The sequence below is a fragment of the Longispora urticae genome, from assembly GCF_053902585.1.
In genome coordinates this window covers 150,242-169,664 of sequence record NZ_JAQZSH010000002.1, presented here as the reverse complement: position 1 = coordinate 169,664, position 19,423 = coordinate 150,242, and the positions used below count along the sequence as shown (strand labels likewise).

General features: G+C 69.4%; 18 protein-coding genes. 11 read left to right on the top strand and 7 right to left on the bottom strand.

The genetic code is table 11. From position 1 onward, the window contains the following. The first annotated feature begins 67 nt into the window (after nucleotides 1–67). Complete coding sequence (locus PT931_RS00920; RefSeq protein ID WP_456243800.1) at nucleotides 68–481, top strand: hypothetical protein; 414 nt, start codon at nucleotides 68–70, stop codon at nucleotides 479–481. A gap of 177 nt (nucleotides 482–658) precedes the next feature. Here the strand turns inward: PT931_RS00920 and PT931_RS00915 are convergent, their stop codons facing one another. Both PT931_RS00915 and PT931_RS00910 read right to left on the bottom strand, forming a co-directional pair. After that, nucleotides 659–1,738, bottom strand: a complete 1,080-nt coding sequence (locus PT931_RS00915) for an inositol-3-phosphate synthase (RefSeq protein ID WP_456243799.1) — start codon at nucleotides 1,736–1,738, stop codon at nucleotides 659–661. Nucleotides 1,739–1,764: 26 nt separating this feature from the next. Continuing rightward, nucleotides 1,765–2,379 carry a PadR family transcriptional regulator gene (locus tag PT931_RS00910; protein ID WP_456243798.1) on the bottom strand — a complete coding sequence of 205 codons (615 nt, stop codon included), beginning with the start codon at nucleotides 2,377–2,379 and terminating at the stop codon, nucleotides 1,765–1,767. Nucleotides 2,380–2,500: 121 nt separating this feature from the next. Between PT931_RS00910 and PT931_RS00905 the strand changes: the two genes are divergently transcribed. From PT931_RS00905 to PT931_RS00895, 3 genes are all read left to right on the top strand, one after another. Continuing rightward, nucleotides 2,501–2,893 (top strand): DUF5318 family protein, encoded by a 393-nt coding sequence (locus PT931_RS00905; RefSeq protein ID WP_456243797.1) that lies wholly within the window; start codon nucleotides 2,501–2,503, stop codon nucleotides 2,891–2,893. Further along, the gene (locus tag PT931_RS00900) at nucleotides 2,886–5,546 is read left to right on the top strand and encodes a transglycosylase domain-containing protein (RefSeq protein WP_456243796.1); all 2,661 of its coding nucleotides are present in this window, start codon (nucleotides 2,886–2,888) and stop codon (nucleotides 5,544–5,546) included. Before PT931_RS00905 ends, PT931_RS00900 begins: the two co-directional genes overlap by 8 nt. A gap of 170 nt (nucleotides 5,547–5,716) precedes the next feature. After that, nucleotides 5,717–7,387: a glycosyltransferase family 87 protein gene (locus tag PT931_RS00895; protein WP_456243795.1), complete on the top strand. Its 1,671-nt coding sequence runs from the start codon at nucleotides 5,717–5,719 to the stop codon at nucleotides 7,385–7,387. Here the strand turns inward: PT931_RS00895 and PT931_RS00890 are convergent. Together PT931_RS00890 and PT931_RS00885 are read right to left on the bottom strand one after the other, a co-directional pair. Beyond that, nucleotides 7,277–9,124 (bottom strand): hypothetical protein, encoded by a 1,848-nt coding sequence (locus PT931_RS00890; protein WP_456243794.1) that lies wholly within the window; start codon nucleotides 9,122–9,124, stop codon nucleotides 7,277–7,279. The two genes, PT931_RS00895 and PT931_RS00890, sit on opposite strands and share 111 nt — an antisense overlap. A gap of 101 nt (nucleotides 9,125–9,225) precedes the next feature. Then, nucleotides 9,226–9,999: a deoxyribonuclease IV gene (locus tag PT931_RS00885; protein ID WP_456243793.1), complete on the bottom strand. Its 774-nt coding sequence runs from the start codon at nucleotides 9,997–9,999 to the stop codon at nucleotides 9,226–9,228. Nucleotides 10,000–10,086: 87 nt separating this feature from the next. On the opposite strand from PT931_RS00885, the gene PT931_RS00880 reads away from it, so the two are divergent. The 5 genes from PT931_RS00880 (at nucleotide 10,087) to rplI (ending at nucleotide 12,731) form a co-directional block, all read left to right on the top strand. Then, nucleotides 10,087–10,830 (top strand): hypothetical protein, encoded by a 744-nt coding sequence (locus tag PT931_RS00880; protein WP_456243792.1) that lies wholly within the window; start codon nucleotides 10,087–10,089, stop codon nucleotides 10,828–10,830. A gap of 222 nt (nucleotides 10,831–11,052) precedes the next feature. Next, nucleotides 11,053–11,343, top strand: a complete 291-nt coding sequence (gene rpsF, locus PT931_RS00875; RefSeq protein WP_197006295.1) for a 30S ribosomal protein S6 — start codon at nucleotides 11,053–11,055, stop codon at nucleotides 11,341–11,343. 88 nt (nucleotides 11,344–11,431) lie between these two features. Next, nucleotides 11,432–11,968, top strand: a complete 537-nt coding sequence (locus PT931_RS00870) for a single-stranded DNA-binding protein (protein ID WP_456243791.1) — start codon at nucleotides 11,432–11,434, stop codon at nucleotides 11,966–11,968. A 62-nt stretch (nucleotides 11,969–12,030) separates the two neighbouring features. Further along, nucleotides 12,031–12,270, top strand: coding sequence for a 30S ribosomal protein S18 (gene rpsR / locus PT931_RS00865; RefSeq protein WP_197006297.1), 240 nt, complete (start codon nucleotides 12,031–12,033; stop codon nucleotides 12,268–12,270). 11 nt (nucleotides 12,271–12,281) lie between these two features. Continuing rightward, nucleotides 12,282–12,731 (top strand): 50S ribosomal protein L9, encoded by a 450-nt coding sequence (gene rplI / locus PT931_RS00860; protein WP_456243790.1) that lies wholly within the window; start codon nucleotides 12,282–12,284, stop codon nucleotides 12,729–12,731. 416 nt (nucleotides 12,732–13,147) lie between these two features. Here the strand turns inward: rplI and dnaB are convergent, their stop codons facing one another. Next, complete coding sequence (dnaB, locus tag PT931_RS00855; protein WP_456243906.1) at nucleotides 13,148–16,051, bottom strand: replicative DNA helicase; 2,904 nt, start codon at nucleotides 16,049–16,051, stop codon at nucleotides 13,148–13,150. Between the two features lie 463 nt (nucleotides 16,052–16,514). On the opposite strand from dnaB, the gene PT931_RS00850 reads away from it, so the two are divergent. Then, on the top strand, nucleotides 16,515–16,772 hold the full coding sequence (locus PT931_RS00850; RefSeq protein ID WP_456243789.1) for a hypothetical protein: 258 nt from the start codon (nucleotides 16,515–16,517) through the stop codon (nucleotides 16,770–16,772). Nucleotides 16,773–16,886: 114 nt separating this feature from the next. On the opposite strand, the gene PT931_RS00845 is transcribed toward PT931_RS00850, so the two are convergent. Next, nucleotides 16,887–17,864, bottom strand: coding sequence for an NADP-dependent oxidoreductase (locus PT931_RS00845; protein ID WP_456243788.1), 978 nt, complete (start codon nucleotides 17,862–17,864; stop codon nucleotides 16,887–16,889). Nucleotides 17,865–17,919: 55 nt separating this feature from the next. On the opposite strand from PT931_RS00845, the gene PT931_RS00840 reads away from it, so the two are divergent. Then, on the top strand, nucleotides 17,920–18,873 hold the full coding sequence (locus tag PT931_RS00840; RefSeq protein ID WP_456243787.1) for a helix-turn-helix domain-containing protein: 954 nt from the start codon (nucleotides 17,920–17,922) through the stop codon (nucleotides 18,871–18,873). Between the two features lie 99 nt (nucleotides 18,874–18,972). Here PT931_RS00840 and PT931_RS00835 read toward each other — a convergent pair whose 3' ends face one another. Then, entirely contained in the window at nucleotides 18,973–19,368 is a 396-nt protein-coding gene (locus PT931_RS00835) for a TFIIB-type zinc ribbon-containing protein (RefSeq protein WP_456243786.1), read from the bottom strand. Nucleotides 19,369–19,423 lie beyond the last annotated feature (55 nt).

The following is a 19,423-nucleotide window of genomic DNA, read 5'->3' as shown; positions in this document are numbered from 1 at the left end:
GCGGTTGGGAAGCCCGGTGGGTATTCCTCCGGGGTCCCCACCGACCGTCTGAGATGGAGAGTGCCCGATGAGATCGACCCATCGGCTCATCACGTTCATCGCCGCCATTCTGCTCGGCCTCGCCGCCTTCCAGCCCTGGCTGAACGCCATGCTGCCGTCGCAGTACCCGGCCCTCGACCTGCTCGCGGGCAACTCGAACACCGCCCCGGCCAACTTCTACGTGTCCTTCGGGATGGTGCTGCTGGTCGCCGCCGTGGTCGCCCTGATGGCCGTCGTCATCGGCCCGCGCGACCTGGCGTGGGTCGCGTTCGCCATCGCGCTCGTCGGCGGGCTGCTCTATGTCCTGCGGCACCCGGCGGCGCTCCAGGTGTTCCAGCTCGGCTTCTGGCTGACCGCTGTCGCGACGGTACTGCTGCTGGTGGCCGGTCTGGCCGGTGCCCGGGCGGTCGGCGGCTACCGCTCGCGCCGCTCCTACGACTGACCCCGCGCGCGTCGACTACGACTGACCCCGCGCGTACACCGAGGGCCCGGGCCACCGCCCGGGCCCTCGTCGTGTGCCTCCGAAGTTCCAGACGCCCAGCTCAAAGGGCGACGCGGTGCCGGGTACGACGAAGGGGCCGACCCTGACGGGTGCGGCCCCACTCGTACCAAGGGGAAACTAGCTCTTGATCTCGCCCTTGATGAAGTTCTCCACGGCCTGGTGCGCGTCGTGGTCGTTGTACTGCACCGGCGGCGACTTCATGAAGTAGCTCGACGCGGACAGGATCGGACCACCGATGCCCCGGTCTTTGGCGATCTTCGCGGCACGCAGCGCGTCGATGATCACACCGGCGGAGTTGGGGGAGTCCCACACCTCGAGCTTGAGCTCGGCGTTCAGCGGGGTGTCGCCGAACGAGCGGCCCTCGAGGCGGATGTAGGCCCACTTGCGGTCGTCGAGCCACGGCACGTAGTCCGACGGGCCGATGTGCACGTCCGAGCCGCGCATCTCGTGCGGGATCTGCGAGGTGACGGACTGGGTCTTGGAGATCTTCTTGGACACGAGGCGCTTGCGCTCCAGCATGTTCATGAAGTCCATGTTGCCGCCGAAGTTGAGCTGGTACGTGCGCAGCAGCTCCACGCCGCGGTCCTCGAACAGCTTCGCCAGCGCGCGGTGCACGATCGTGGCACCGACCTGGGACTTGATGTCGTCGCCGACGATCGGCAGCCCGGCGGCCTCGAACTTCGCGGCCCACTCCGGGTCGGAGGCGATGAACACCGGCAGCGCGTTGACGAAGCCGCAGCCCGCGTCGATGGCGGCCTGGGCGTAGGACTTCGCGGCGACCTCGGAACCCACCGGGAGGTACGCGACGACGACGTCGACCCGGGCCTCACGCAGCGCGGCGGCCACGTCGACCGGCGCCTCGTCGGACTCGTCGACCATCTCGGTGTAGTACTCGCCGAGGCCGTCGTGGGTCGGGCCACGCTGCACGGTGACGCCGGTCGGCGGCACGTCGCACAGTTTGATGGTGTTGTTCTCGCTGGCGACGATCGCTTCGGAGAGGTCGCGGCCGACCTTCTTGGCGTCGACGTCGAATGCCGCGACGAACTCCACATCATTCACGTGGTAGTCGCCGAACTTGACGTGCATCAAGCCCGGTACTCGCTCAGCGGGGTCGGCGTTGCGGTAGTACTCGACGCCCTGGACCAGGGACGACGCGCAGTTGCCGACACCGACGATGGCTACCCGTACGGAACCCATCGCGCTGCCTCCTTCACTGTTTCTCTTCATCGGTCTGTCGCCGCCTCAGGTGGCGGGGTGGCCTCGGTGGCCTGAGCGGGTTCTGTGGCGACCGTCACAGACGGACCACTGCCTGCCCGCTCGTGGGCGATGAGCTCTTCGAGCCACCGCACCTCGCGCTCGGCCCCTTCGAGGCCGTGGCGCTGCAGCTCCTGCGTGTAGGCGTCGAGCCGCTCAGCGGCCCGGTGCAGGGTCTCCCGCAGCCCCTCGCGCCGCTCCTCTATCCGGCGCCGGCGTCCCTCGAGGATGCGGAGCCGGGTGGCCGGATCGGTGCGCGCGAAGAACGCGAAGTGCACGCCGAAGCCCTCGTCGTCATACGTCTCGGGCCCCGCCGCGACCAGGAGCTCCTGAAAGCGCTCCTTGCCCTCTGCGGTGATCTTGTAGACGACCTTGCTGCGACGCCCGACCAGGGTCGGGGTCTCGTTCGGGTCGTTCTCCTCGGTGATCCAGCCGCCGGCCTGAAGTCGGCGCAGCGTCGGGTACAGCGAGCCGTAGCTGATCGCCGCCCGGAACGCCCCGACCTTCACCGCGAGCTGTTTGCGCAGCTCGTAGCCGTGCATCGGAGCCTCGTGCAGGAGACCCAGGATCGCCAGTTCCAGCATCCGGACCTCCCTTGCTACGGCTCGATGTATCGGCTCGATACATCGTAACGGTATCCCCTCGCCACACGTGTCGACAAGCGGCCCCTCGCTCCTCTCAGAATCGGCCGTTACCCTCGAACCCATGCGTACCCAGCGGCAGGTGGTGGATTACTCGCTTCAGCGGCGAGCGCTGCTGCGTGACGTCCACGCCGCCCGGGTCGGTACGAACGAGGTGTGCGACGCCTCTCCGTACCTGAGAACCGCCGCCCGGTTTCACGGCGAGCACACCGAGGTGCTGTGCCCGGTATGCCGGCGGGAACACCTCATCAACGTTCACTACATCTATGGTGACGAGTTGAAGCAGTCCGCCGGCCAGGCCCGGCGACTGAAGGAACTGGCCATACTCGCGACGATGTACAAGGAGTTCACGGTGTACGTCGTCGAGGTGTGCCAGGGCTGTGGATGGAATCACCTGGTGGAGCAGTACCTGCTCGGCAAAGCCGGGCTCGAGACTGAATTGGTGCCCAATGTCTGACTATCCCCCCGAGCGTCCCACCGGTCGCGCGTCTGTGCCGGGGCTCACCCCGTCCAGCCCGAACGACCAGCCGGCCCACGGCGGATACAGCCAGCCACCCGGCGGCTACCGCGAACCCGAGAGTGGGTACCGGGAGCAGGGCAGCGGTTACGACGAGCCCTACCAGCAGCCGCCCTCGTCGACGTCCGGGCGGGCGACCGTCGGGCGGGCCAGGGTCGGCGCGCCGCCCCCCGGTGACCCCAACCCCACGGGCCGCGCCTCCGTGAGCGCCCCGCCCGGACCCGGTGCGGCCGGCCGGGCCTCCGTCAGCGGCGCCGCCCCCGTCGGGCTGGACGAGGTCGCCGCGGTCACCCGCCGGGGCAAGGGTCCCGTCGACCCGAAGGTGCGCAAGCGCCGGAAGCGGCGGAACCGGATCGTCGCCCTGATCGCCGTGGTCCTGATGATGACGGGTCTCGCGTTCATCGGCGGCACCTACTACTTCACCAGCGTCCCGCTCCCCAACGAGCTGCCGCTGAACCAGATCTCCAAGGTGTACGCGAACGACGGCACCACCCTGATCGACACGATCGGCGAGGAGAACCGCTCGATCGTCGCCTTCGACAAGATCTCCACCCCGATGAAGCAGGCCATCGTGGCCGCCGAGGACCGGTCGTTCTACCAGAACTCCGGCGTCGACTTCAAGGGCATGATCCGGGCACTGTGGAACAACCTCACCGGCGGTTCCCAGCAGGGCGCGTCGACGATCACCCAGCAGTACGCGCGACTGGCGGCGGACCTCAACCAGGACTCCTCGTACACGCGTAAGGCCAAAGAGGCCGTGATCGCGATGAAGCTCGACAAGGAATACAAGAAGGACGAGATCCTCAACTTCTACCTCAACACCGTCGACTTCGGCCGCAACACCAGCGGCGTCCAGGCCGCCGCCCAGGCGTACTTCGGGGTGGACGCGGAGAAGCTCACCTACGAGCAGGCGTCGGTGATCGCCCTCATGGTGAAGAGCCCCGGCGGCTACTTCGAGCCGACGGACAAGCTGAAGCCGGAAGACAAATGGAACACGAACACCGTCGACCGGTGGGGCTACGTGATGAACTCGCTGGTCGAGATCGGCGCCATCACGAAGGAACAGCGGGCCGCGGCGACGTTCCCGGACGTGAAGCCGTTGCCCAAGAAGGGTGAGACCGAGCTGGGCGGGCGGCCGGTGGCCAACATCGTCAAGTACGTGATCGAGGAGATGGCCGCCAAGAAGGTTCCGTACAGCCAGCTGGAGCGCGGCGGGTACTCGATCGTCACCTCGATCGACCCCAAGCTCCAGAAGGAAGCCGAGAACGCGGCGATGAAGACCGACAAGGGCTGGCCGATGGCGGGCCAGGACCCCCGGGTCCAGCCGGCGCTCGTGGCCACCGACCCCAAGACCGGTCGGGTCCTCGCCTACTACGGCGGTCCGAACGGCGTCAACGGCAGCGACTTCGCCGGCTACAACAAGGACCCGAAGACCGGGGCGATCGGCGGCTTCGGCTTCCACCCGCCGGGCTCGACCGCGAAGGTGTACGTGCTGGCGGCGGCCCTGGAGAAGGGGTACACGGTCAACTCCCTGTGGGACGGCAGCTCCCCGAAGGAGTTCCCGAAGACCGGCCGTGTCAAGGGCAGCCCGGCCGGCCCGGTGACCAACTCCGACGGCACCAGCAAGTGCGGGGACCACTGCACGTTGCGCCAGGCCACCGTGCAGTCGCTGAACACCCCGTTCTTCGCCATGGCCGAGGAGCTCACGCCGCCGGTGATCATCGGCATGATGCGTAAGACCGGCGTGCAGTACATGCGTCCCGACGGCACGTTCGCGGCCACCGACATCGCGGCCACCCCGTTGGACCAGATGGGTGACAAGTTCAACGCCCAGGTCGGCATCGGTCAGTACCCGATCACGGTCCTGCAGCAGTCCGCCGGCTTCGCGACCTTCGCCAACGAGGGCGTCGCCATGAAGCAGCACTTCGTGGTCAAGGCCACCCAGCGGGTCAACTCCGGCGGCAAGGTCAGCGAGAACCTGATCTTCGAGGACAAGGCCCAGCAGGGTACCCGGGTCATGGAGGCCAACCTGGTGCACGCGATGGACGACGTGCTCAAGGACATCCACCCGTACGACAGCAAGTGGTCCAACGGCCTCGACGGCGGCAAGCGGGTCGCGGCGGCCAAGACCGGCACCTGGCAGTTCAGCGGCAGCAACAACGTGGGCAACGCGCACGCCTCCATCGCCGGGTACACGCCGCAGTTGGCGACGGCCGTGTGGGTGGGCTCCAAGGACACCGAGTTCGCGCTCAAGGTGAAGAACGCCAACGGCTCCACCGCCGGCGACATGTACGGCGGTAACCTGCCCGGTTCCATCTGGGCCACCTTCATGGAGAACGCCCACAAGGTGATGAACTGGAAGCCGACCAACTTCCCGAAGGCGACCCCGGTCGGCAACCCCGAGCTGGCCGGCAACGGCAAGACGGCCCCGCCGACCCCGCCGCCCGCCTCGGGCAACCCGTCCTGCCCGTTCCCGCCGTTCTGCCCCGGCGGCCAGACCCCGGGCGGCGGTGGCGGGTCCCCGACCCCGAACCCCAACCCGAACAACGGTCTCCCGGTCCCGAACACGATCCCGACCGGCAGACGCCGGTAGCCGTAGCGCGACCCTCGGTGGCGGTGTCCTCGACATGGGGACACCGCCACCTTTCTCATCCGTCCAGCGACGTTCGTCGACGGGGGCACCCGGCCCGACCAGTGCCCGCGGCGAAGTACGCCCCGGCGTCGGTGTGACCGCTGGACCATCCCGTACGGCAAGATGTGCACATGCGCGACGTCGATCACAGGACCGCCAGCCCGGGCCGCACCGACTGGTTCGTCCGAGGACTCAGTCAGCTCGTCGGGGGGCCCGCCGGCCGGTTCGCCACGGCCAGGCCGGGCAGGTTCTGGACCCCGGCCCGGGTGGTGCTGGCGCTCGCGTGCCTGGTCATCGCCCTGAACTGGCTACAGAAGTCCCCGTGCATGGACGGCGCGTGGGTCGACAACGTGCAGTACAAGAAGGGCTGTTACACCGACGTCCTCGCGCTGTACTACGCCGAGCACCTCAGTGACGGGATGATCCCGTACGTCGACTTCCCGGTCGAGTACCCGGTGCTCACCGGCGCCTTCATGGGCCTCCTCGGCCTCCCGGTGCACGCGCTCGGGGTGAAGAACCCGGCGATCAACCAGGCGATGCTGTTCTACAACGTCAACGCGGTCGTCCTGGGCATCCTGGGCGTGATCACGGTCGCCATCCTGCTCGCGCTGCGCCGCCGCCGGCCCTGGGACGCGGCCCTGCTGGCCTGCGCCCCGGCGATGCTCGTGACGGCCACCGTCAACTGGGACCTGCTGGTGCTGTGCCTGACGGCGGCGGCGATGCTGTTCTGGGCCCGGAAGCGGCCGGTGCTGGCCGGGTTGTTCCTGGGGTTGGCGGTCGCGGCGAAGTTCTATCCACTGTTGATGGTGGGTCCGCTGCTGCTGCTCGTGGTGCGGACGCTGCGGGTGCCGCCCAAGGTCGACCCGGCCATCGACGCCGACGTGACGGAGGAGCCCGACCAGCCCACGGAGAGCCGTCTCGCGGCGTTCTGGCGGTTCAACCCGCCGCTGCGCCACGCCCTGACCACCCTCGCCGTGGCGGTGCTCACCTGGGCCGCGATCAACGGCCCCGTCTGGTACTTCTGGCGCGAGTCCTGGATGCGGTTCTGGGACCTCAACAGCACGCGCGGCGTGGACTGGGGCACCCTCTGGTACATCGGGGCGCACTTCCCGCTCGGCGGTGACCGGTACGGCATCCCGTTCTTCCAGAACATCGCCGGCAACGTCGACACCCTCAACACGGCGTACCTGCTGCTGTTCGTGATCTGCTGCGCCGCGATCGCCGCCCTGACGTTCATGGCCCCGCGTCGGCCCCGGCTCGCGGCGCTCGCGTTCCTGGTGCTCGCGGCGTTCCTGATCACGGGCAAGGTCTGGTCGCAGCAGTACGTGCTGTGGCTGATCCCGCTCGCGGTCCTCGCCCGGCCCCGGTGGGGCGCGTTCCTGGCCTGGCAGGCCGCCGAGATCGGCTACTTCATCGCGTTCTACGGCGAACTGCTCGGCGCGAGCGGCGGCAAGCAGGCGTTCCCCGAGTGGGTGTTCGTCACCGCGTCCGGGTTCCGGCTCGTGACCCTCGCGGTGCTGTGCGGCTTCGTGGTCCGCGACATCCTCAAGCCCCGCGAGGACGTGGTCCGCGACAGCTACCCGGACGACCCGGACGGCGGCGTCCTCGACGGGGCGCCCGACGCCCCCTGGGTGACCCGCCTCAACGCGCCGGACGGTTCCCGGTCGGGCGCACCCGACCGGGAACCGCTGCTACAGCGTGAAGATGACGGTCCGACCGTCCTCGCGGCGGTCGATCCCCAGGCCGTCGGTCGGGGCGTCGGCGGCCCGCTCCCACGCGGTGCCGGGGATCCGGTCGCGTAGCACGACGACCGTCTTGACCCCGAGGTCGCGCAGGTACTGCACGCTCTCGGGGCTCGGGAAGCTCATCGACGCGTTGCGGATCTCGTCCTGGCGCATCGGGTAGAACGCGCTGCCCCCGTTGACCATCGTCGGGAAGCCGTCCGTGGACCACAGCATCGCGGCCTCGTCGGTGAACTGGTCACTCGGCAGCACCATCAGCGGGGCCTTCAGCGTGCTGAACGCGACCGGCGGGGTCGGCACCTCCGGGTGCGGGGTGTTGTTCCAGCCCTCGACGCCCACGAGCAGCACGGGCAGCACCATCGCCAGTCGGAGCGGGATGCCGAGCTGGTGCAGCGGCCGGGACCGGGCCACCTCGTACGCCTGCTGGGCGAACGCGCTGACCGCGCCGGCCGCGAGCACCGCCAGGAGCAGCGTGACCCAGAGCATCAGCCGGCCCGGGGTACGCAACGCCTCCATGCCCGGCAGGCTGCGGTAGACCAGCAGGTAGCCGTACTCGCCGTCGCCCCAGGACTGGGTGCCCAGCGCGAGCCAGGTCATCAGGACCGTGGTGCCGCCCAGCCACAGCCGGGTGGACAGTTTCCAGGTCGAGAAGAACATGCCGGCGATGGCCATGCCGATCAGGAAGAACCCGGGCAGCAGGGGCTGTTCCGCCAGGTACGGCAGCGTGGTGCGGGCCTGCTCGTGCGCCGAACCCCACAGCCAGCTCTCCGACGGGGCCGTCAGCAGGCCGTGCAGCGGGGGCGAGAACAGCGCCAGGTCGGCCTCTGTGCGCTCGGCGTTCGGGTGGGTGTCGCGGACGTGCCAGTACACCGAGGCGATCGTGAGGGTGACCGTGGCGAACAGGGCGCCGCCGCCGAGGTTGGCGAACACGATCCGCCACGGGACGACCGGGCGCTTCTTCACGAACCAGGACACCAGGGCGGCCAGGCCGATCGTGAGCAGCACGTACCCGAACGGGATGCCGATCGCGAAACCGAGGGTCATCTGCCAGGCCGCGACGAGCCAGCCGCCGATCACCCAGCCGATCCGGGTCCGGTCGGCGCGGTAGCCCGCCGTCAGCGAGAAACCGTGGCCCCGGGCCAGCATGGCCAGCGCCAGGGCGATGCCGCCGACCGAGATCACGTTCATGTGGCCGCCGTGCGCGAGCTTCCACGGCGCGTAGGCGAAGGCCATGCCGGCCACCGCGGCACCCGGGCGGCGCGCCCCCAACTGGCGGAGCAGCACGTAGGCGCCGAAGAACGCCAGGGCGTGCAGGAGCACGAACACGATGTTGTACCGGACGACCGCGGCCGTGAAGCCCTCGCCGATCATGCCGAACGGCGCGTACCCGGGAATGGCGTCCGTGAAGGCCAGGCTCGCCGGCTCGGGGTAGAACGGGTTGGCGTTCCACAGGTTCACCGGGTCGGTGATCAGGGCGTGCCCCGCCCACGCGATCTGCCAGGCCTGGAGCAGCGGGTCGTAGATGTCCTCGGGGATGGTCTTCGTGATGTCCTTGACCGTCGGCCAGGTCATCAGGACCGCGAGCAGCACACTGCTGACCGCGGCGACCGTCCACTCGTGAGTGACGAGGCGGCGGATCCGGCCGCGCCGGACCTTGGGGGCGTCCGGGGCGAAGGCCTCCCACTTGTCCCCGTCCTTGTCGGGGGAGTCGCCGTCGTCGGGAGATCCGTCGTCCGGCGTACCCGTCTCGTCCGGGGTTTCCGTGGTGTCTTTGGTACTGGTTTCGGCGGAGTTCACCGACTCATTCGGATCCGCGACGGCCTCCGGCCTGGTCTCCTCCCCGCCCGGTGGCTCCTCCGTCCCGTGCTCGGGCGTCGACGTGGGCTTGGGGCTAGACGTCACGGCAGGCGCTCCCGCAGGTAGGCGATGTCCGCGGCCTGGTCCTCGACACTGCCCGGGGTCTCGCAGACCGCGGGCGCGCCGGAGGACCGGACCACCTCACTGATGAGTTCGGGGTCGATCTCGCCCCGGACGAAGTTCTCGTGCCGGTCCCGGCCGGAGTCGAAGCCGTCCTTGGAACCGTTGGCGTGGATCAGGTCGATCCGCCCCGTGATGGCCTTGAGCCGGTCCACGATGCCGACCAGGTCCTCGCCGCCGGCGTGCGCGTGGCAGGTGTCCAGGCACAGCCCGACCTCGTGGCCGTCCAGCGCGTCCCACAGCCGGGCGACCATGTCGAACCGGCGGGCGCACGCGTTCTCGCCGCCGGCCGTGTTCTCGATCAGCACCGGGAGCGGGAAGCCGCCCTCCGACTCCGCGTACGCGAAGGCCTTGCGCCAGTTGTCGAAACCCGACTCGATGTCGTCCCCGGCGTTGACGTGCCCGCCGTGCACGATCAGACCCTTGGCCCCGATCTCGGCCGCCGCCCGGGCATGGGCGAGCAGGAGTTTGCGACTGGGGATCCGGATCCGGTTGTTTCCGGTCGCCACGTTGATCACGTAAGGCGAATGGATATAGATGTCGACCTCACTGTCCCGCAACGCCTCCGCGTCGTCGCGGGGTTTCGGGGCCTTCCAACCCTGGGGGTCTGCCAGGAAAAACTGGACGACGTCCGCACCACGAGCCTTCGCTTCGGCGAGTGGGTCTGTGGCGTCGACATGGGCACCGATTCGCATACGGCCGAGTGTAGGACCCGGGTGCGTTACTTGGACTCGTGCGCGTCGTTGACTTCGGTAGAAAAACTCCGACCGACAGGGGGTAGTGTGCGTCGCCTGCAAGCTCTCGCCACAGTTGGCCTCCTCGGCACCGCCTGTGCCCTTCTCGGGGCCGGCACGGCTTTCGCGGACTCGCCCACCGTCACGTTCTCCGGCAGTTGCGGCCTGTTGGGCATCGGAGCCCATTCCCGGCCCAGCGTCGCCGACCTCACCGTCGAGGAGATGACCCCGGTCCGGTTCATCAACGGGCTGCGGATCAGGGCCGACCTGGTCCTGCCGGGCGGCGCGCGCTACACCCTCAATCCGGGTACGTACCTGGACCTCCAGATCGCCAGCGGCCCCGCCGAGGCGCTGATGGAACCGGCCTGCGGTCTCGGGCTGCTCCCCACGTACGAGAAGGTCACCATCCAGGTGGAGCCGAGCACCGCTCCCGAGGGTGGCCCCGAGGCACCTCCCCAGACGTCGGCCCCCGCCGCACCTGCGCCCCCCGCGCCCCGCGGCGGCCCGACCCGGGCGAACCCGCGCCCCACCGTGCCGGCTCCTTCGGTGGCCGCCCCGGCCCCCGGCGCGGCGGTCTCCCCGAACCTGGTCGAGCCGACCCCGAGCATGTCCACGTCATCGGCTTCGGGGCCGATCGACTCGCCGGCGATCGAGCCCGTTGCCGCAGGTCAGGTACCGGGCCGCGCGTCGAGCCTGCTGGCCATGGTGGCCACCGTATGTGTGATCGGCGTCTCAGCCGCAGCTGTCCGCGCGATCGGCGCGCAGCGCACGGTTCGGACAACGACCACGTAACAGGTAGGGAAATAGGCCCCGCGGGGCGCTCGTATCACCTCGTAGGTGTGGTCGTTCCTCCCCAGGTCCCACCCCGGAAGTGGATTCGGCGCCCCGCGGCTGTATCGTTACCGAGTTCACCTGTCAAGAGCGGGGACCTCCCCGCCGCTGGCGCGTGAACTACGCAAAGACCCCTGTCGCAGAGAGCCTGCGACCGCATAGTCCACAGGGGGTGAGTACGTCTTGCGTCACTACGAGATCATGGTAATTCTCGACTCGGAGCTCGAGGAGCGCACCGTCGCTCCGTCGCTCGACACGTACCTGAACGTGATCCGCACTTCTGGCGGTTCCGTGGAGAAGGTCGACGTGTGGGGCCGCCGGCGGCTCGCGTACGAGATGAACAAGAAGACCGAAGGCATCTACGCCGTCATCGACGTGCAGGCCGAGCCCGCTGCTGTCGTTGAGCTGGACCGTCAGCTCAGCCTCAACGAGGCCATCCTCCGTACCAAGGTGATCCGCCCGGAGACCCGCTAGGTACTTCTGTCACGCGGTCGTCGACCGCGTGGCGCCCGGTCCTGTCGTACCCAGGTGCGACTCTGGTCTCCACACACAAGGAGTAGCCGTGGCAGGAGAGACCATCATCACGGTCGTCGGCAACATGGTCGACGACCCGGAGCTTCGATTCACCCCGTCGGGCGCGGCCGTTGCGAAATTCCGCATCGCCTCGACCCCGCGGATCATGGATCGTGAGACGAACCAGTGGAAGGACGGCGAAGCGCTGTTCCTCTCCTGCGTGATCTGGCGTCAGGCGGCCGAGAACGTCGCCGAGACGCTGACCCGCGGGACACGAGTGATCGTGCAGGGCCGTCTCAAGCAGCGCTCGTACGAGACCCGTGAGGGCGAGAAGCGCACGGTCTACGAGCTGGACGTCGAAGAAGTCGGACCCTCGCTGAAGTACGCCACAGCGAAGATTCAGAAGATGTCCCGCGGCTCCGGCGGTGGTGGTGGCGGTGGCTTCGGCGCCTCCGGTGGCCAGGGTGGCGGTGGTGGCGGTTTCGCCAACGACGACCCCTGGGCCTCCGCGGCTCCGGCCGGCGGCTCCTCCGGTGGCGGTCAGGGATCGGGCTCATCTTCGTTCAGCGACGAGCCCCCGTTCTAGGCCAGTGATGGCTCCGACGGGCGTCGGCCTCATTGCAGTAGCAGGTTAAGGAGTTAGGGATCATGGCTAAGCCGCCGTCGACCCGCAAGCCGAAGAAGAAGGTGAACCCTCTCGACAAGGAGGGCATCACCTACATCGATTACAAGGACACGGCGCTTCTGCGCAAGTTCATCTCCGACCGGGGCAAGATCCGTGCCCGCCGGGTCACCGGGGTGAGCAGCCAGCAGCAGCGGCAGGTCGCCCGCGCCATCAAGAACGCGCGGGAGATGGCCCTGCTGCCGTACACCGCGCAGTCCCGCTAAGGAGGGCCGACATGAAGATCATCCTGACTCAGGAAGTTTCGAACCTCGGTGCTCCCGGCGACGTCCTGGAGGTCAAGGACGGCTACGGCCGTAACTACCTGCTCCCCCAGGGTCTCGCCATCGGCTGGACCAAGGGTGCGGAGAAGCAGGTCGTCACGATCAAGCGGGCCCGTGCGGCCCGTGAGGTCCGCGACCTCGACCACGCCAACGAGATCAAGGCCGCCCTCGAGGCCCGCACGTACGGCCTCGCGGCCCGTGCCGGCAACGGTGGCCGGCTGTTCGGCTCGATCACGGCCGCCGAGATCGTCGACGCCGTCAAGGCCGCCGGTGGTCCGATCCTGGACCGTCGTCGCGTCGAGCTGAAGAGCGCCATCAAGGCGCTCGGCGACCACCAGGTGCAGGTCAAGCTGCACCCGGAGGTCACGGCGAAGTTCACCGTCAAGGTGGCTGTCTCCAAGTAGTTCCCGCACGTCGAAGCGGCGGTCCCTCCTCACGGACGGGCCGCCGCTTCCGTGTCCCCGGTCGCCGCCGATGTCAGGGTGGGATGGCCGGGCCGGCGGGCAGGTCGGGGGGCGGGACCCAGCCGCGCGGGGCGGGCGGCTGGGCCGGTCATCTGCGGCGACGGGCAGATGGCCGCGCGGAGTCGGTGGGGCCGAGACCAGACGGCAGGTCCGGGACCCGTGCGCAAACAGGGTGGGTAACGCCCGACGGGGAGGGCGACCCGAGCGGGTCCGGAGCCGCTACGCGGTCGGGCCCGAGCCTGGTGCCGCCGGACGCAGCCGAGCGTGGAGCCTGCGGTGGTCGGGCGGCGCGAGAGGTCGGGCGGTCGCGGTCGGGTGATCGGGCTCGGGCGGCCGGACGTTGGCAGCCGGTCGGGTCAGACGATCGCCATGTCGACGAACTGGGACAGGTGCAGCTGCGCCGCCACCGTGATCGTGTCCGTCGGCCCGTTACGGTGCTTGGCCACGATGAAGTCGGCCTCGCCCGCGCGCGGGGACTCCTTGTCGTAGTAGTCGTCGCGGTGCAGCAGGATCACGACGTCGGCGTCCTGCTCGATCGAGCCCGACTCACGCAGGTCGGAGAGCTGCGGGCGCTTGTCGGTGCGCTGCTCGGGGCCACGGTTCAGCTGACACGCCGCGATCACCGGGCACTGGATCTCCTTGGCCAGGAGCTTGAGCCCACGGGAGATCTCCGCGACCTCCTGCTGCCGACTCTCGGTCTTCTTCGGCGAGCTCATCAGCTGGAGGTAGTCGACGCAGACCAGCTTGAGGTCGTTGCGCTGCTTCAACCGGCGGGCCTTGGCCCGGATCTCCATCAGCGTCATGTTGGGCGTGTCGTCCACGAACAGCGGGGCCTCGCTGATCTCGCCCATCCGGCGGGCCAGCTTCGTCCAGTCGTCGTCGGACAACTGCCCGGAACGAAGGACATGGAGGGGTACCCGGGCCTCCGCCGACAGCAGACGCATCACAATCTCGATCTTGCTCATTTCGAGGCTGAACAGCGCGCTGGACAAACCATGCTTCAACGAGGCGGACCGGGCGAAATCCATGGCGATGGTCGAGTTGTGGGTGGGGATCATCGACCGGCTCGCCAGGTACATGTGCCGGTCGTTGTCGACCTGCACACACCGCACCGCCACGCTGGACACCGGCCGGATGTCCACAACGAAACGGGAGTCCGTGCGGACCGTGGTAGCCGCCCGCCGCCGTTCCCGATGCGCGCTGCGCTTACGTTCCAGCCTGAAGACATTGTCCACAGTCGTGAAATTGAGGGTGAATGCCACCGAGGACTCTGGCGTGCGTCCCTTGACGGCCTTCCGGTTGATCGTGCACCGGTAGCCGAGGCTGACGATCAGCTCGTAGACGTCGTCAGCCAGCCGCGCCGACGTGGTGGTGTACTGCACGTTCCCTGTCGGTGCGACAGTGCCGTCCGTGTCCATGAGCCCAGCCAGCAGCGCGCGCCGCTGCGCCTCGGATGCACGGAGGTAGGGCCCGGGGATGTGCTTGTCGCCCAAGACCCCGACTTCACGCAACATACCGGTGAACGATCCGAACCGACTGTGGCATGGCGCGCACCGCCTGCTGCCGTTCGCCGTCCCGTCCGTCACGACCCCACAGGTCACGCACTCCTGGAGTGGCATCGGCGCGGAGACGAACCGGGACCTGGCCCCACATGACCGACCACACGTCTTGACGCTCGTCGCGCGCGGTGCGAACTCCGTGCCGCAGACCACGCACAGCCGGAGTGGGACAGCGGCCAGCTCGGGCAGGCGGATCGCATAGCGGTACTGGGCACCGGTGGCACGCACGACGAACCCGTCATCCGCCACGTGGGCAGCCAGCTCAGGATCCGCCGTCGTGACCATGGCGCCGGCACTCGTGCCGTCGCCCAGCCACACCCCCAGGGTGTAGGCGGGGATGAGGAGGTCACGGTCCGGCAGCTGCACGGGCCGGGCGTTGGTGACCGCGTGATTGAGACGTCGGTCCGCAGTCGTGGTCCGCAGCGTCGCCGCGATCTGCGCCGTCGTGAAGACCCCGTCGTGAACAGCCGTGTTGGCCGCGTTGACCGGGCGCTCCGCCCGTTCCAGCAACGCGGTGTACAACGCCTTACGCGAGTAGGCAGGCGCCGTCCAGTTGCGGACTGTGCCGGCCCGCTCGACAGCCTGCGGAAGTCGTCCCGCGAGCCCGACCTGGCGTCCCACTGTGTGCAGGACATTGCGGAACTCGTCGCCCAACTCCGCGCGCGCATCGGCGAACTTGATCAGCTCATCCGGCCCTTCGGCCACCGCCGCGCACGCCTTCCGGAGCCGCGTCAACGACTCCTCGGGCCAGTGCTTACCGGCGGAGGGCTCGGACTTCTGCCGGCGACTGGCCCTGGTGGTCGTACGCCACAGGTGCTCGGCGTCGGCGACGATCACCGTGCCGTCCGAGAACTCGACCTCGTAACACGGGCGGCCCTGCATCACCTCGGTCGCCGCGACGACCGTGGTCGGCAGGCCGTCGTCCCCGATGAGCTGGTCACCCACCTGGACATCGCCCATCGTGGTCCAGCCGTTCGGTGTGGGTAGCGGGGTGTCCAGGGCAAGCGCCTTGCCGAGGCCGGGTCGGCCGGCCACGATCACCAGCTGGCCGGGGTGCAGGCCGCCGAGGAGCCGGTCGAGGTCGGTGAAGCCGGTCGGGACGCCGGTCATGGCGCCGCCGGCCGCGCCGATCGCCTCGATCTCGTCCAGGGTGGGCTGGAGCAGGTCGCTGAGGACCGAGTAGTCCTCGCTGACCCGCTTCTCGGTCACGTCGTAGATGGCCTGCTGGGCGAGGTCCACGACATCGTCGACGTCGCGGCCGGCGCCGGCGCCCGCGCCGTACCCGAGTTGGACCACCCGGGTGCCGGCCTCGACGAGGCGGCGGAGGATGGCGCGCTCGGCGACGATCCGGGCGTAGTAGGAGGCGTTCGCGGCCGTGGGGACCATGTTGACGAGCGTGTGCAGGTACGGCACGCCGCCGACCCTGCCGATCTCGCCCGCGTCGGTGAGCGCCGCGGCCACGGTGATCGGGTCGGCGGGCTCGCCCCGGCCGTACAGGTCGAGGATCGTGTCGAAGATCGTCGCGTGTACGGGCTTGTAGAAGTCGGGGAGGCGGAGGATCTCGACGACGTCGGCGATGGCGTCCTTGCTCAGCAGCATGCCGCCGAGAACGCACTGCTCGGCTGCGACGTCCTGCGGCGGCGTCCGGTCGTAGCCCGCGCCGTCGTAGGTGTTGGTTGTGGGTGCGTTGCCGGGCTTCACGTCATCCGATACGGCCACGCCGTCCCCCTCACCTGCGGCTACGCACGAGTGTTCGCCGCTGAGCCCCCCGAACGGCGCCGACGCGCCGGAAGCATTCGTCTGACACTAGGAACCCGCAGCTCCACAGCCAAATCTGCCTGTGGATAACTCTGTGGATAACCTGTGGATAAGTGCCCTCTGGCGGTGCATAACCCTGTGGACAGCCTGTGCACAACTTCTGTGGATAACCTGCCCACATGCCCCTGAGCTGCGAAAACAATCCCCACAGCCTGTGGATGAAAGATAGTCGGGCGTGTCGGAATTCACGGCGTGTCGAAACTGCCGGCAGAACCGCCCGAACGGCGGATGGATACAGGTCACCGAATGAGGAATAATGCCGGACGTGGACAAAGGCATCGGAACCTGGGACGGACCTCGACACAGGGACCCCGCCTCCGCTGAACGCAGGGTCCTACCAGCCATGATGGCCACGGCCGGATGGTATCTGGTACCCGCCTTCCTCTTCGTGCTCTGGTTCCTGTTCTTCTCCCGGACGTCGACCGGCGGGGGCATCCACCTCAAGCCGGCGGTGATCGCGACCGCCGTCGTGATGGGGCTGGTGCTGACCGTGCCGATCCGGATGATGACCAGGGGCTGGCAGGCGATGTCGGTGGGCTTCGCGGCTTCGGTGATCAGCGCGGGCGTGACGACGATCCTGTTCACGGGCGTCGGCAGCTCCTGACGTAGCAGGCTGGCTCCAGCCACCCGACACCACCTCTTTCCGGCCGGGCGACCCGGCCGCGAGCGCCGCAGCCCACCCACGCTGGCCGGGCCGACCGAAAGCAGTGCGGGCGGGTCACAGCCGCACGATCATCTTCCCCAGGTTCTCCCCCCGCAACATCCCCAGGAACGCCGACACCATGTTGTCGATGCCGTCCACCACCGTCTCGTCGACCGACACCCGTCCACTCTGGATGTGCGGGACGAGCAGCTCCTCCAGTTCCGGGCGCGCGTCCAGGTGCTCGCGGACCAGGAACCCCTCCAGCCGCAGGCTCTTCTCCATGACCCCGAACAGGTTGCGCGGCGCGGCCGGCGGTTCGAGGCTGCTGTACTGGGCCACCGCCCCGCACCAGGCGATCCGGCCGTGCTCCCGCAACGAGGCGATCGCGGCTTCGAGGTGGTCGCCGCCGACGTTGTCGAGGTACACGTCGATGCCGTCGGGGGCCGCCTTCGCGAGCTGGCCGGTGAGGTCGCCGGCCCGGTAGTCGAGGGCCGCGTCGAAGCCCAGGGCGTCGGTGAGGTGCCGGGCCTTCGCGGCCGAGCCGGTGCTGCCGATGATCCGGGACGCGCCGAGCAGCCGGGCGAGCTGGCCGGCCGCGCTGCCGACCGCGCCGGCCGCCGCCGAGATGAACACGGTCTCGCCGGGTTGCAGCTGGGCGATCCGCACGAGACCCACGTAGGCGGACAGGCCGGTGCCGCCGAGTACCCCCAGATGGGCGCTGAGCGGCACGCCGGGGAGGTCGGGCAGCGGCCGGGAGTCCTCCGGCGTCACGAGGGCGTGGGTGCGCCAGCCGTGCCGGTGGAAGACGAGCCCGCCGACCGGGAGCGCGGGGTCGAGCGAGTCGACGATCCGGCCGAGGGCGCGGCCCTCCATCGGGGCGTGCAGGTCGCCGTCGTCCATCACCTGGCGCATGTACGGGTCGACGGACAGGTAGAGGTTCTCGACGAGGGCGGTGCCGGGCGTCGGGGTCGGGGTGGGCTCCGAGACCAGCGCGAACTCCGCCCCGGTGGGCGAGCCGTGTGGCCGGGCGATCTGGTGCACGACGGTAGACATGCCCCCAACGAACCAGAGCCGCAGGCCCCGGGGCAGAGATTTAGGATGGGGCTTAATGATCACGTACCGGCTGGGCGTCGAGGACCTCGCGGACATGCGGTTCGCGTGCTCGCCGCTGCTGGAGACCACGACGAGCCTGTGGGCGCTGCGCTGGCCGGAGCGGTACGTGCTGCACCTGCCCTGGATCCGGGCCACCCGGGCCGCCCTCGCGGAGCTGGACCCCGACGACGTGGCCGTGCTGCGCGCCCTGATCGGGTCCACGCGGGGCTGGCTGCCGGACTTCGTCACCCCGCGCCCCACCTCGCCCCTGCCGGACCTGTCCGAGGAGCTGGGCCGGGTCGCCGACACCCCGCCGGCCAAGGCCGCGGCGGACATCCGCGCCGTCTACGCCGCCGAACCCGTGCCCGACCCGCTGCGCCGCTCCCCGGCGTCGATCGCGGAATCCCTCGGCCGGTACTGGCGCCGCGCGGTCGCCCCGCACTGGCCCCGGATGCGCGGCGTCCTGGAGGCCGACATGCTGCACCGGGCCCGGCTGCTCGCCCGGGACGGGGCGGCCGCGGTGTTCACCGACCTGGACCACCGGGTGAGCTGGGCCGACGGCGAGCTGCGCCTGTACGCGGGTGCCGGCCTGGACTACGAGGTCGACGTCGCCGGGCGCGGGCTGTGGCTGGTACCCGGCCTGTTCGTGCCCCAGACGATCAGCCAGGTGGGCCCGGACGAGCCGCCCACGGTCATGTACCTGGCCCGCGGGGTGGGCACCCTGTGGGAGACCGCCGACATCCGGCCGCCCGAAGCCCTGGCCGAACTGGTGGGCCGGCCCCGGGCGGTGGTGCTGGCGGGGCTCGACGGGCCGGCGTCCACCACCGAGCTGGCCCGGCGGTTGGGGGTGACCCCGAGCGCGGTGTCCCAGCAGCTGGGGGTCCTGCGCCGGGCCGGTCTGGTGGCGCGGGCCCGGGCCGGCCGGGTGGTGCTGTACGCGCGGACCGAGCTGGGTGACCGGTTTGTCTGAACCGGCCCTGTCATGTTGGTGACAGTCGGCCCGGACGGCGGGGCGGTACAGGTGCGGGAGGGGACCCCGTGGAGTCCCCTCTGTCACACTCCGTAGCGATTAGTCGAAAAGTTCGCCGAGGAAGCCCTTCCTGCGGCGCCCGTGCCGGTAGCCGTGGCCGTGGCCACCGTGCCGGTAACCATGGCTGACGTGCCCATGTCCGTACCCGGGCTGCGCGTAGACCGGCGGCGGCGGGGGCGGCGGCGGGTAGCCGTAACCGGGCTGGGGCTGGTGCGGCTGGGCCGGGTAGGTGGCCGGCGGCGGGGGCGGCGGAGGGGTGTGCGACTGCTGCGGCTGCGGGCTCCGACCCGCCGGCGAACCCTCGCCCTGAATGATTTTCTCCAGCTCACCGCGGTCGAGGAACACGCCTCGGCACTCAGTGCACTGGTCGATGACGATGCCACTGCGCTCGTACTGACGCATCTCGGCGTGGCACTTCGGACAGGTGATCTGCATCCCCCAACGGTACCTGCTGGGGGTGGCACGAACCCGGGAGCTAAAACTTGTTCCG